This is a genomic window from Corynebacterium uropygiale, from assembly GCF_021568315.1.
Classification (GTDB): domain Bacteria; phylum Actinomycetota; class Actinomycetes; order Mycobacteriales; family Mycobacteriaceae; genus Corynebacterium; species Corynebacterium uropygiale.
In genome coordinates, this window is the sequence record NZ_JAKGSI010000006.1 from 97,085 (window position 1) to 109,289 (window position 12,205).

Below are 12,205 nucleotides of genomic sequence, written 5' to 3' on the forward strand. Positions count from 1 at the left end.
AGCTACTTCCCTTCAAAAATCGGCGGGCGTTTCTCCTGGAAGGCGGCAAAACCCTCCCGATAATCCGCGGTGTTGCACAGCTCGCCCTGCACCGCGTTCTCCTGGGCGATGGTCTCCCACAGCCCCAGCCGCTCATCGCGCACCTCCCGCACGAGCCCCCGGGCGGCCCGCGCGGCGAGCGGCGCCCCCTGCGCCACGCGGCGGGCGTTCTCCCGCGTCACCTCAAGAAGGCTCGACGACGGCAGCGCCCGCGCAAACATCCCGGCGGCCACCGCCTCGGAGCCGCTGAGGAAGTCGCCGGTGAGGATGAGGTCCATCGCGCGCTGGGCTCCCAGGCGCGTGACGAAGAGGTGGTGCCCGCCTGAGTCCAGGGCCGCGCCCAGCCGCGCGAAGGGCGAACCAAAGCGCGCGTCCTCTGCCACATAGGCCACGTCGCAGGCGAGCACGAGCCCCAGCCCCACGCCCAGGCAGACGCCGTGCACGGCGGCGAAGGTGGGCACCGGGACGTCGCTGAGCTCCCTGAGCAGCGGGGTGATGAGCTCGCCGAGGTAATGCTCGGCGTCGTCGGTGGCGGGGTCCACCCCCGAGATGTCGCGCCCCGAGCAGAAGCCCCTCCCCTCCCCGCGGAGAACGAGCGCCCCGATGCGCCGGGCCTCGGCGTCGTCGGTGGCCTGCCGGACGGCGCGGCGCAGCTCCGCGACGTCTGCCTCGGCGAGGGCGTTGAGGGTGGCGGGCTGGTCCAGGGCGATCTCCGCGATGGCGGGCTCCTCGGCGGTGATCGTGTAGTGGATACTCACGGTATGTCCTTCCTCGGGATAACTCGGGGTTCCTCGGGCGTGTCGGCGGCTAGGCGTCGTAGTCGACGGCCACATCCCCGCAGGTGGGGCGCGTTTGGCAGGTCAGGACGTAGCCGGCGGCCACCTCCTCCGGCTCGAGCGCATAGTTCTCGGCCATCTCGACGGTGCCGCGGAGCACCTTCGCGCGGCAGGTTCCGCACACCCCGCCGGCGCAGGCAAAGGGCACGTCATCCCGGGCGCGGAGGGCTGCCTGGAGGATCGTTTCGTGGGCGCTCTCCGGGGAGAGCACCTGGCCGCTCAGGCCGTCGAGAGTAAAGCCGATGCTGATGTTCTCCCCCTCGGGGTCCACCTCGACGGGGGCCCGGCGCGCACCGGGGTCCTCGGCGTCGCTCGGGCGGCCGGTGCTGAAGAGCTCGTAGCGGATGGCCTCGGCGGGCACCCCGCGGGCGGCGAGCGTGTCGCGGCACAGCTGCACGAGGTCGAAGGGCCCGCAGAGGAACCACTCGTCGACGCTCTCCGGGCGCACCACCCGGTCGAGGAAGAGGGCCAGTCGCTCCTCATCGATCCGCCCGGAGAAGAGCGGGTTGATGCGCTCCTCCCTGCTCAGCACGTGGTGGACGGCGAAGCGCGCCGGGTAGGCGTCCTTGAGATCCCCGATGTCCTCGGCGAACATGACGTCGTTGCCCCCGCGGTTGGCGTAGATGAGCTCGACGCTCGCCCGGGGGGAGTCGCGGAGGAAGGTGCGGGCGATTGCCATGATGGGCGTGATGCCCGAACCGGCCGCGATGGCCACGATCCGCGGCGCCGGGGTGCGCTGTTCGGCCTCGTCGAGGAGGGCCTCCGGGTCGTTGAGAGCGGTGGTGTGCGTGCGGGAGGTGAAGGCACCCTGCGGGTTCATCACCTCGATGACGTCTCCCACCTGCACGGAGGAGTGCGCCCACGTGGAGAACACCCCGCCCCGGTTTTTCTTGATCGCGATCCGCAGCGTGCCCGCGCGGGGGATGTCGCAGAGAGAGTAGGAGCGGCGCACGCTGCGCCCGTCGATGGTGGCGCGCACGGCCACGTATTGGCCGGGGATGTAGTTGTAGTCCTCCACGAGCTCCTCGGGCACGTCGAAGGTGATCTCCAGGGCGTCCTCGGTGAGCGGGCGGATGGCGCTCACGCGGAGGGGCTGGAAGGCTGCTTTTCGGGTGGTGGCTGGGGCGGCCATACGTCCTCCTTAGTGCTCCTTGAAATAGTCAAAGGGTTCTAAACAGTCCCGGCACGTATAGAGCGCCTTGCAGGATGTTGATCCGAAGTCGGTGAGCAATCGGGTGTTCGTCGAGCCACAGCGCGGGCAGGGCACGGGAGGCCGAAAGCTGATACTGAGCGGCACGGGCCCGGAGGGGCGCCGCGAGCGCACCGGCGGGGCAATCCCATACGCGCGCAGCGCCTCCCGCCCGGCCTCGGTGATCCACTCCGTGCTCCACGCGGGGCTGAGGGAGAACTCCACCCGCGGATCCCCCATCCCGAGGGCTCCGACGGCCTCCTTGACGTCCGCCGCGATGGTGCCCATCGCCGGGCAGCCGGAGTACGTGGGCGTGATGATGACCACCGGGGTGCCGTCGTCCTCCTGCCGCACCTCTCGGAGAATCCCCAGGTCAGCGATGGATAGCACGGGGATCTCGGGGTCGGGGACGCGGGCGGCCGCCTCCCAGATGCGGGCGAGGCGCGGGTCGTGTGGTGCGCTCATGGGGATCACCACTGCGCGCCCGGGTGCTGGCGGGCGAAGGACTGCATCTCCGCGAGGATGTACCCGCGCTGCTCGCTGAAGCATCCGGTGCGATGGCCGCTGCGGGCCGGCGGACACGCGGGTTCCTGCAGCTCAGCGGCCTCGAGGACCGTGCGCACGCGGCGCAGCGTCTCCTCGCGGAGGCTGCTCGGCAGGACGGCGATGCCGCGGCGGGCGAGCTCCTCGTGTTCGGGGAGGTCCTCGAAGAGTTCCTCCAGGTAGGGCCACATGTGCTCGAGCCCGAGGCGCATCCTCCGGGCCGATTCCTCCGTCCCCAGCCCGAGCCGCAGCACCCACTGATTCGCGTGGTCGACGTGATACTCCACCTCTTTGAGCGCCTTGGCGGCGATGGCCGCGAGCGTCTCGTCGGCGGAGGAGAGAAGTCCCTGGTAGAGCCCCAGGGCGTAGTGGCTGAAGAGGAGCTGGCGCGCGATCGTGTGCGCGAAGTCCCCGTTCTCCTGCTCGACGAGCCGGCAGGAGCGGAACTCCTCCTCACTGCGGAAGTAGGCGAGGTCATCCTCGCTCTTCCCCCACGCCGTGCCGGCATAGGTGAGGAAGAAGCGCGCGTGGCCGAGCGTGTCGAGCGCGATGTTCGCCAGCGCGATGTCCTCCTCCATCTCCGGCGCCCGAGAGATCCACCAGCCCAGGCGCTGGGCGAGGATGAGGGCGTCATCGCCGAGGGTGAGCGCATAGCGCGCGACATCCTCCGGCGCCGTCGCCCCCGACGCACCAATGTCCTCCGCCGTGATGGCGCTGCCTTGGCTGTGCGTCGTCGCGCTGTCCGTGCTGGCGAAGCTCACAGGTGCTTCACCCCCTCGCTTGTCGTGTAGTAGGTGGCATGCCGGAAGCTCTTGCCCTGCGCGGACTCGAAGAAGCCGCCCTTCGAGTCCGGGTCCGAGGCGGTAATCGCCTCCGCCGGCACCACCCAGACGGAGCTGCCCTCGTTGCGGCGGGTGTAGAGGTCGCGGGCGTTGCGCAGCGCCATGGTGGCGTCGGGGGCGTGAAGCGAGCCGGCGTGGACGTGGGAGAGGCCGCGATTCGTGCGGATGAAGACCTCCCACAGGGGCCAGGGGGCGGGCTGCGTCGTCTCAGACATGGGCAGGGCTCCTTTCTGACTCGGTGTGGAGGGATCCGGGGTGGGTATCGACGGCCATCTCGGCGCAGCGCTGCGCGTAGGCGGCGGCAGCCTCCCGCACCCACGCCCCGTCCTCGTGGGCCTGGCGTCGCCTGGCCATCCGCTGTTCGTTGCAGGGGCCGTGGCCGCGGATGACGGAGCGGAACTCGTCCCAATCGAGCTCGCCGAAGTCATAGTGGCCGCGCTCCTCGTTCCAGCGAAGGTCTGGGTCCTCGAAGCTGAGGCCGAGCGCCTCCGCCTGGGGGACGATCATGTCGACGAAGCGTTGGCGCAGCTCATCGTTGGAAAAGCGCTTGATGTTCCAGGCCATGGATTGCTGGGAGTGGGAGGATTCGGCGTCGGGCGGGCCGAACATTTGGAGGGCCGGCCCGTAGAAGCGGTTGATGGCCTCCTGCGCCATCTGCTTCTGCTCGGGCGTGCCGTGGGAGAGCTCGTAGAGGATCTCCCACCCTTGGCGCTGGTGGAAGGATTCCTCCTTACAGATGCGGACCATCGCCCGGGCGTAGGGGCCGTAGGAGGCGCGGCAGAGCGGCACCTGATTGCAGATGGCCGCGCCGTCGACGAGCCAGCCGATCGCACCGATGTCCGCCCAGGTCCTGGCGGGATAGTTGAAGATCGAGGAGTACTTCGCGCGCCCATCGAGGAGCTGCTGGACGAGCTCCTCGCGGCTCGTGCCGAGGGTCTCCGCCGCCGAGTACAGGTAGAGCCCGTGGCCGGCTTCGTCCTGGACCTTGGCCATGAGGATGGCCTTGCGCTTGAGGCTCGGCGCGCGGCTGATCCAGTTGGCCTCAGGCTGCATGCCGATGATCTCGGAGTGGGCGTGCTGGGAGATCTGGCGCGTGAGGGTGCGGCGATAGGCCTCGGGCATCCAATCGCGGGGCTCGATGCGGGAGTCCTCCGCGATGACGCGATCGAAGGCGGCCTGGCCGTCCTCCGCGCTGATGGGGCTGGGGTTGAGGGAAGGGTGATGAGACATGTCAGGGCTCCTCAGATAACCGACTGGTCGGTCAGTTTATTGTGTGACCTACGGCACGTCAAGTGCGCGGCTGCGGCGCTCTGGTATTAGCTGGAGGTATGGCAGAGGACACGCAGAGGAGATCGTCGAACCGCGGAAGGCCCGGCTATGGCCGCGAGGACGTCATCCGCACCGCCGTCGAGGCCTTCAACGACGTGGGCTACGAGGCCATGAGCATGAACGCCCTCGCCGGCCGCCTCGGACTCACGAAATCTGCCATCTACCACCACATTTCCTCCAAGGAGCAGATCCTCAAAGAGGCCACCGACCGCGCCCTCGACACCCTCGACGCCGTCGTCCGCTCCTGCGAGCACAGCGGGGGCACCGCCGAGGACCGCCTCCGCGCCCTCCTCCGCGGAACGACCCTCGCCCTCTGCCACGAGGCCCCCTATGTCACCCTCCTCCTGCGGCTGCGCGGAAACTCCCCGGTGGAGCTCGCCGCTCTTGATCGACGACGGCAGTTCACCGGCTACCTCATCGAGCTCGTGGAGGAGGCGCAGGAGGAGGGCGCGGTGCGGCCTGACCTGGATGCGCACAGCGTCGCCCGCCTCCTCTTTGGCATGGTCAACTCCCTCACCGAGTGGTACAACCCCGATGGCCGCCTCAGCCCGGGGGAGTTGGCGCAGGTCACCGAGGAGTTGGCCTTCCAGGGGGTGGAGGCGCGGGGAACGCGGCCGGAAAAGTAGTGGCGCGGCTCACGTTCGGACTGTAGTGTGTTCCACAACTGACCGAAAGGTCGGTGAGGAGCCGTTGACGCATCGATCAAAGGAGCACACCCATGCAGGCCAAGTTCGACGTGGTATCCACCGAATATGGGCCCGACACAGGCATCGAATTCGCCTCGCGCGATGAGATCACCGCCCTGCAGACCCGCCGTGCCAAGAATTCTCTCCGCCACGCCTACTACAACGTCCCGCACTACCAGCGGGTATTCAAGGAACACGGCGTCCACCCCGATGACTTCCACGAGCTCTCCGACCTCGCGCACTTCCCTTTCACCGACAAGAATGACCTCCGCGCGGAGTACCCCTTCGGCATGTTCGCCGTCGGGGATCAACGCATCGCGCGCATCCACGCCTCCTCCGGGACGACGGGGCTGCCGACGGTCGTCGGCTACACCCGCAACGACATCGAAGTGTGGTCCGACCTCATGGCCCGCTCCCTGCGCGCCGGCGGCGTGCGCCCCGGGGACAAAGTGCAGGTGACCTTCGGCTATGGCCTGTTCACCGGCGGCCTCGGCGCGCATTACGGGGTGGAGAAGCTCGGGGCCACCGCCATCCCCACCTCCGGCGGCATGACCGAGAGACAGATCCAGATCCTCCGCGACTTCAAGCCCGACGTCATCATGGGCACCCCCTCCTACATGCTCAATCTCCTCGACCGCATGCGGAAGGAGGGCCTCGACCCGCGGGAGAGCTCCCTGCGCGTGGGGATCTTCGGCTCTGAGCCCTGGACGGAGGGCATGCGCCACGAGCTCGAGGCCGGGTTCGGCATCGATGCCACGGACATCTACGGGCTCTCGGAGATCATGGGGCCGGGCGTGGCCCAGGAATGCGTCGAGACCAAAGACGGCCTGACGATGTGGGAGGACCACTTCTACCCGGAGATCGTCGACCGCGAGACCGGGAAGCCCCTTCCCGACGGCGAATACGGGGAGCTTGTCATCACGACGCTCACCAAGGAGGCCTTCCCCGTGGTGCGCTATCGCACCCATGACCTCACGCGGCTGCTGCCCGGGACGGCCCGCTCGATGCGCCGGCTCGAGCGGATCAGCGCGCGCAACGACGACATGATCATCCTCCGTGGGGTCAACTGCTTCCCCAGCCAATTCGAGGAGATCATCGTCGAAGACACCCGGCTTCGCCCGCGCTACCAGTGCGTTCTCGATCGCGTGGGCCGCATGGACCGGCTCACCCTCCGGGTGGAGGCGGCCCCGGGCTGCCTCGAGCACCAGCGCGCCGAGGCCGAGCAGCGGCTGCGGCGCCAGATCAAGAACCGTATCGGCCTCACCGTGGAGGTGAGTATCGAGGACGACGTCGACCTCGGTGATGGAAAGGCCAAGCGACTCGTCGACCACCGACCCAAGGGCTAAACCCACGAGGGTCAATGAGAGGTGAAGGAGAACCTCCCATGAGTATTACCCGTGAACACAAGAAGGTCCTGGCCGGCTCCATGGTGGGCACGACCATCGAGTGGTTCGATTTCTTCATTTACGCGCAGGCGGCCGCCATCATCTTCGCCGCCCAATACTTCGATCCCGTGCGGAACACCATGCCCGCGATGGCCCAGATTGTCTCCTGGGCGTCGATCGGCATCAGCTTCCTCTTCCGCCCCCTCGGCGCCGTTCTTGCTGGTCACCTGGGTGATCGCTATGGCCGAAAGATCGTGCTCGTGTGCACGCTGCTCGGCATGGGCGGGGCGACGATGTGCATGGGCCTCCTCCCGAACTATCACAGCATCGGCATGGCGGCCCCGATTCTTCTCGTGATCCTCCGGATCCTCCAGGGGCTCTCCGCCGGCGGCGAGTGGGGCGGTGCGGCCATGCTGGCCGTCGAGCACGCCCCGCGTGAACGCCGCGGCTACTTCGGCTCCTACCCGCAGGTGGGCGTGCCGGCCGGCATGATGCTCGCGACGATCTTCATGCTCATCCTCACCGCCGTGCTGAGCCCCGAGCAATTCGACGCCTGGGGCTGGCGCATCCCCTTCGTCTCCTCCCTCGTGCTCATCGTCATTGGGATGTGGATCCGCTCGCTCGTGGAGGAGTCCCCGGTCTTCGCGCAGATGCAGCAGATGCAGCGCGAATCCACCGCCCCGCTCAGCGAGCTCATGCAGAGCTCGAAGAAGCTCGTCGTGGTCGCGGCGCTCATCTTCGCGGGGACGAACGCCGCCGGCTACATGGCCATCGCGTTCTTCGCCTCCTATGGCACGAAGGTGCTGGGCATGGATCGCAGCGTGGTCCTCTTCCTCACCCTGCTCTGCGCGGTGGCGTGGGCGGTGGGCACCATCGGGGGCGGGTGGCTGTGCGACGTCCTCGGCCGCGTGAAGACCTTCGCCTGGGGCTACGCCGCCCTGGCCGTCTGGGCCGTGCCGATGTGGCTCCTCATCGACCGCGCCTCCTTCCTCCCTTTCCTCCTCGCGGTGATTGTGCTGGGCCTGCTCCTCGGCGTGACCTATGGCCCGCAGCCGGCCCTCTACGCAGAGATGTTCCCCGCCTCCATCCGATTGAGCGGCGTGTCCATCGGCTATGCGCTCGGTTCCATCATTGGCGGCGCCTTCGCACCCATGATCGCCCAGCTGCTCCTGGACCGCACGGGGACCTCGATCTCTATCGGGATCTATATTGCGGTCATCTCGGTCATCTCCCTCCTGGGAGTGATCCAGGTGAGCCCGGGGGTGGAAAAGCAGTCCCTCCACTAGGGGCAGTGCTGGCAGCGCGGGCACCAGAAGAGATTCCGCCCGTTGAGCACGCGCGTGCGAATGGGTTCCCCGCACACCCAGCATGGCTGCCCCGCGCGCCGGTACACGTACACCTCCCCGCCGTGGTCGTCGACGCGCGGAGGGCGGTGCATAGCCTCCGGCGTGTGCTCGGGGCGGACCGTATCGATGCGCCCGGCCCTCACACCCTCGGCCATGAGGCCCACCAGGTCCTCCCAGATGGCCAGGAACTCCTCGTGGCTGAGCTCGGAGCAGGGGCGCTCGGGGCTGATGCCCAGCCGGAAGAGGGTCTCCGCCCGGTAGATGTTCCCCACCCCGGCGAAGTAACCCTGCTCCATGAGTACGGCCGCAATGCTGCGCCGGGAGCGGTGGACGCGGGGCCAGAGCCTCTCGGGGTCCGCATCCGCGCGGAGGGGATCCTCCCCCAGCTTCGCGAGCGCCGCGTCCTGCTCCTCCTCTGTGATGAGCCGGCACCACTGGGGTCCGTGGAGATCGGCGGCCCAGTCCTCCGTGGCGATCCTCAGGCGCACGGCGCCCACCGGCTCCGTCCATGGTTTCACGTGAAACTTCCCGATGAGGCCGAGGTGGATGAAGACAATGTGGCGGGGGTCCTCCAGGTCAAAGTGGAGGAAGAGCTGCTTGCCCGCGGCCTCGGCGCACGCCAGCTGGTGGCCGTCGAGAAGCGCCGCCTCCCGGGCAAAGCGCCCCTGCGGGCTGCTCACCATGAGCGTCTGGCCGAGGAAGCGATCCTCGAGCGTGCGAGCGAGACGGTGGATGACGTGGCCTTCGGGCATGGGCACTAGTCTAAGCCCCGCGATTGGGCGCTCAGCCGCCCGGCGGGGCGCGGGGCGCGTAGCCTGGGGCCATGAGCATCGTGAAGATTAATGCCCTCACTGTCCCCGAAGGGTCCCGTGAGCTCCTCGAGGAGCGCTTTGCGGCCCGCCAGCACGCCGTCGATCACGCCCCCGGCTTCGAGGGCTTCGAGCTGCTTCGCCCGGTGAAGGGCGAGGACCGCTACTTTGTCCTCACGCACTGGAAGGATGAGGAGAGCTTCGCCGCGTGGCGTGATGGTGATGCGCACGCGACCCACGCTCGCCCCCACAAGGACGGCGGAACCTCACCGGCCGCCACGGGTGCCGAGCTCCTCGAGTTCGAGGTCGTCCTTTCCTCTCGCCCCGAGGGGAAGTAGCTCCGCAGCTCACCAGCCCCGCCCGGCGGCAGGTGATTCCTCCCGCCGGGCCGGAGAACACCTCTGAGTATGATGTTCTCTATGCCGCATGCCATTGGGTTTGACCACGACCGATACATCGAGCTTCAGTCCCACCACATCAACCAGCGGCGACGAAGCATCGGCGGCAAGCTCTACCTCGAGATGGGCGGCAAGCTCTTCGACGATATGCACGCCTCGCGCGTCCTCCCGGGTTTCACTCCGGACAACAAGATCGCCATGCTCGAGGAGATCCGCGATGAGCTCGAGATCATCGTCTGCATCAACGCAAAGGACCTCGAGCGCCACAAAGTCCGCGCTGACCTCGGCATTCCCTATGAGGAGGACGCGCTGCGCCTCATCGACGCCTTCCGCGAGCGCGGCTTCCTCGTCAACAACGTCGTCCTCACCCAGCTGAGCGATGACAACCACATCGCCCTCACCTTCATCGAGCGCCTCGAGCGCCTGGGGCTCACCGTGTCCCGGCACCGCGTGATCCCGGGCTACCCGTCGAACACGGAGCTCATCGTCTCGGAGGAGGGCTTCGGCCGCAACGAGTTCGTCCGCACGAGCCGCGACCTCGTCGTCGTCACCGCGCCGGGCCCGGGCTCCGGCAAGCTCGCGACCTGCCTCTCGCAGATCTACCACGAGTACCGCCACGGCACCCCGGCAGGCTACGCCAAGTTCGAGACCTTCCCCATCTGGAACCTCCCGCTCGAGCACCCCGTCAACCTCGCCTACGAGGCCGCCACCGTGGACCTCGACGACATCAATGTCATCGACCCCTTCCACCTCCAGGCCTATGGCGAGCAGGTGACCAGCTACAACCGCGACGTCGAGGTCTTCCCCCTCCTCCGCGACATGCTGGAGATGCTCGCCGGCGCCTCCCCCTATCGCTCCCCCACGGACATGGGCGTCAACATGGCCGGCTATTGCATCAGCGATGACGCCGCCTGCTGCGAGGCCGCCCGCCAGGAGATCATCCGCCGCTACTACAAGGCGCTCGTGGAGGAGCGCCGCGCCCAGAGCGATGACGTCCGCTCCCACCGCGCGGCCGTCGTCATGCGCAAGGCAGGGGTCTCGACGACCGACCGCGCCGTCGTGGGCCCGGCCCTCGAGCTCGCGGAGCGCACCGGCGGCCCCGCCTCCGCCATCCAGTTGGCGGATGGCACGATCATCACCGGCAAGACCTCTCCCCTGCTGGGCTGCTCCGCGGCGATGCTCCTCAACGCGCTGAAGTACCTCGCGGGCATCGACCCGGACCTGGACCTCCTCGCCCCGGAGGCCATCGAGCCCATCCAGACTCTCAAGGCCCAGCACCTGGGCTCCCGGAATCCCCGGCTCCACACTGATGAGGTCCTCATTGCCCTCTCGGTCTCTGCCGCAAGCTCCCCCGAGGCCCGCGAGGCCCTCAATTACCTCGTGGAGCTGCGCGGATGCGATGTGCACACGACGACAATCCTCGGCCCGGTCGATGAGTCGATCTTCCGGAACCTCGGCGTCCTCGTCACCTCGGAGCCCGAGTACCAGCGCAAGCAGCTCTACCGGAAGCGTTAAGGGCGGTGGCTCGGGCGGCCCGGCCCGCGGCCCCGCCCCTACGTCAGCGCGTGCCCGAGGATCGCGAAGGGCAGCACGAGGGTCATCCACAGCATGCCGAGGGGCACAAGGAACCAGAAGGCACCCATCCACGGCCGCCAGCGGCTATAGGCTTTGAGCTTGTGGACCATCATGACGGCACAGCCCACCATGATGATGAAGGCGCCGATGCTCGTGAGGATGGGCCACCAGATGCGGAAACCATCGGTGCAGAGCCAGGTGTGTGGCCCGGGATCACAGAGCGGCCCGCCGAGCAGCCTGCTGGCGAGGAGCGCCGCCCCGGCGAGAATGAGCAGCAGCAGCGGAGCGAGGATCGCATAGCCGATGGCCTGCTTCGTCGATCGCTGATTCTCCTGCAGCTGCCACAGCGGATCCTTCATCGCGGCGAGGTCGTCCCAGTCATGAGGCTCGGGGCGCGGCAGATTGGAGAAGTCCGCATCGCTGTGCAGATCGTTTTCCGGGTGCTCCATATCCCTCAGCCTAATTGAGCCACTCCGCTCGCCTCATCCCCCGCGTGCTCAGTGGGCCCGCGGCCGCAGCGTGACATCCGTGAGGTGCGTGTCCTCCCCGGTCTCGAGGATGTGGAGGACCGTCCGAGCCACAGACTCCGGCTCCAGGTAGGCCTCCGGCGTCCACTCCTCCCCCAGGGTCTCGACGATCTCCCGCTGCATGGGCGTCGCAATGCGCCCCGGATACACGGAATGCACCCAGAGCTCGGGCTCTTCGGCGCGGAGTCCGTCGGCCCACGCCTTATTCGCGTGCTTGCTGGCGGAATAGCAGACCCACTGGGCTTTGGTGTGCTGCCCAGCCCCGGAGTTGATGCTCACGACGTGCCCCCTGGCTGCCCGCAGGGCGGGGATCAGCGCGGTGGTGAGGAGCGCCGGCGCGGTGACGTTGAGCGCGAGCGTGCGCTGCCACTGCTCTTCGGTGGTCTCGGTGAGGGGGCCGATCGGGCACACGCCGGCGCAGTGAATGAGCGCGTCGAGGCGCTCGATCCTCGGCAGGGTGCGCAGTGAGGCCTCGCCGTCGAGAAGATCGGCCTGCCACCAGTGCGCCTCCCGCACGTCCTCCCCCGCGGCGGGTTGGCTCCGGTAATGGGCGTAGACCTCCCAGCCGGCGTCGAGCAGTGCGCGCACGATGGCGAGGCCCACCCCGCCGGATGCTCCGGTCACGAGTGCAACGGGTGCCATGATTCCTCCCTTGATAGTCCACGTGTGTGAGATCAACGCGGCGCGGAATCGTGGGTGGT

At 68.1% G+C, this 12,205-nt stretch carries 14 protein-coding genes; 5 read left to right on the plus strand and 9 right to left on the minus strand.

Annotation, left to right across the window (positions count from 1 at the left end):
- Positions 1-2: 2 nt before the first annotated feature.
- From L1O03_RS10900 to paaA, 6 genes are read right to left on the minus strand one after another with little or no spacing between them, the layout of a single operon-like run.
- Positions 3-797, minus strand: coding sequence for an enoyl-CoA hydratase/isomerase family protein (locus tag L1O03_RS10900; RefSeq protein WP_236119992.1), 795 nt, complete (start codon positions 795-797; stop codon positions 3-5).
- A gap of 49 nt (positions 798-846) precedes the next feature.
- Positions 847-2,007 carry a 1,2-phenylacetyl-CoA epoxidase subunit PaaE gene (gene paaE / locus L1O03_RS10905; RefSeq protein WP_236119993.1) on the minus strand — a complete coding sequence of 387 codons (1,161 nt, stop codon included), beginning with the start codon at positions 2,005-2,007 and terminating at the stop codon, positions 847-849.
- A 9-nt stretch (positions 2,008-2,016) separates the two neighbouring features.
- A complete protein-coding gene (gene paaD / locus L1O03_RS10910; protein ID WP_236119994.1) occupies positions 2,017-2,529 on the minus strand; it encodes a 1,2-phenylacetyl-CoA epoxidase subunit PaaD in 513 nt (170 codons plus the stop codon).
- 5 nt (positions 2,530-2,534) lie between these two features.
- Positions 2,535-3,368 carry a 1,2-phenylacetyl-CoA epoxidase subunit PaaC gene (gene paaC, locus L1O03_RS10915; protein WP_236119995.1) on the minus strand — a complete coding sequence of 278 codons (834 nt, stop codon included), beginning with the start codon at positions 3,366-3,368 and terminating at the stop codon, positions 2,535-2,537.
- Positions 3,365-3,664 carry a 1,2-phenylacetyl-CoA epoxidase subunit PaaB gene (paaB, locus tag L1O03_RS10920; RefSeq protein WP_236119996.1) on the minus strand — a complete coding sequence of 100 codons (300 nt, stop codon included), beginning with the start codon at positions 3,662-3,664 and terminating at the stop codon, positions 3,365-3,367. Before paaB ends, paaC begins: the two co-directional genes overlap by 4 nt.
- Positions 3,657-4,679: a 1,2-phenylacetyl-CoA epoxidase subunit PaaA gene (gene paaA / locus L1O03_RS10925; protein ID WP_236119997.1), complete on the minus strand. Its 1,023-nt coding sequence runs from the start codon at positions 4,677-4,679 to the stop codon at positions 3,657-3,659. Before paaA ends, paaB begins: the two co-directional genes overlap by 8 nt.
- A 98-nt stretch (positions 4,680-4,777) precedes the next feature.
- Here paaA and L1O03_RS10930 point away from each other — a divergent pair, with 98 nt between their 5' ends.
- The 3 genes from L1O03_RS10930 to L1O03_RS10940 all read left to right on the plus strand — a co-directional run bounded on the left by L1O03_RS10930 (position 4,778) and on the right by L1O03_RS10940 (position 8,135).
- The gene (locus L1O03_RS10930) at positions 4,778-5,404 is read left to right on the plus strand and encodes a TetR/AcrR family transcriptional regulator (protein ID WP_236119998.1); all 627 of its coding nucleotides are present in this window, start codon (positions 4,778-4,780) and stop codon (positions 5,402-5,404) included.
- A gap of 92 nt (positions 5,405-5,496) precedes the next feature.
- Positions 5,497-6,810 (plus strand): AMP-binding protein, encoded by a 1,314-nt coding sequence (locus L1O03_RS10935; RefSeq protein WP_236119999.1) that lies wholly within the window; start codon positions 5,497-5,499, stop codon positions 6,808-6,810.
- A 38-nt stretch (positions 6,811-6,848) separates the two neighbouring features.
- Positions 6,849-8,135 (plus strand): MFS transporter, encoded by a 1,287-nt coding sequence (locus L1O03_RS10940; protein ID WP_236120000.1) that lies wholly within the window; start codon positions 6,849-6,851, stop codon positions 8,133-8,135.
- On the opposite strand, the gene L1O03_RS10945 is transcribed toward L1O03_RS10940, so the two are convergent.
- On the minus strand, positions 8,132-8,947 hold the full coding sequence (locus L1O03_RS10945) for an Fpg/Nei family DNA glycosylase (protein ID WP_236120001.1): 816 nt from the start codon (positions 8,945-8,947) through the stop codon (positions 8,132-8,134). The genes L1O03_RS10940 and L1O03_RS10945 overlap by 4 nt on opposite strands.
- A gap of 71 nt (positions 8,948-9,018) precedes the next feature.
- On the opposite strand from L1O03_RS10945, the gene L1O03_RS10950 reads away from it, so the two are divergent.
- Together L1O03_RS10950 and L1O03_RS10955 are read left to right on the plus strand one after the other, a co-directional pair.
- Complete coding sequence (locus L1O03_RS10950; protein WP_236120002.1) at positions 9,019-9,342, plus strand: antibiotic biosynthesis monooxygenase family protein; 324 nt, start codon at positions 9,019-9,021, stop codon at positions 9,340-9,342.
- A gap of 81 nt (positions 9,343-9,423) precedes the next feature.
- Positions 9,424-10,917 (plus strand): DUF1846 domain-containing protein, encoded by a 1,494-nt coding sequence (locus tag L1O03_RS10955; protein ID WP_236120003.1) that lies wholly within the window; start codon positions 9,424-9,426, stop codon positions 10,915-10,917.
- A 38-nt stretch (positions 10,918-10,955) separates the two neighbouring features.
- Here L1O03_RS10955 and L1O03_RS10960 read toward each other — a convergent pair whose 3' ends face one another.
- Together L1O03_RS10960 and L1O03_RS10965 are read right to left on the minus strand one after the other, a co-directional pair.
- Positions 10,956-11,426 carry a hypothetical protein gene (locus L1O03_RS10960; RefSeq protein ID WP_236120004.1) on the minus strand — a complete coding sequence of 157 codons (471 nt, stop codon included), beginning with the start codon at positions 11,424-11,426 and terminating at the stop codon, positions 10,956-10,958.
- Positions 11,427-11,474: 48 nt separating this feature from the next.
- Positions 11,475-12,146: an SDR family oxidoreductase gene (locus L1O03_RS10965; RefSeq protein ID WP_236120005.1), complete on the minus strand. Its 672-nt coding sequence runs from the start codon at positions 12,144-12,146 to the stop codon at positions 11,475-11,477.
- Positions 12,147-12,205: the final 59 nt, after the last annotated feature.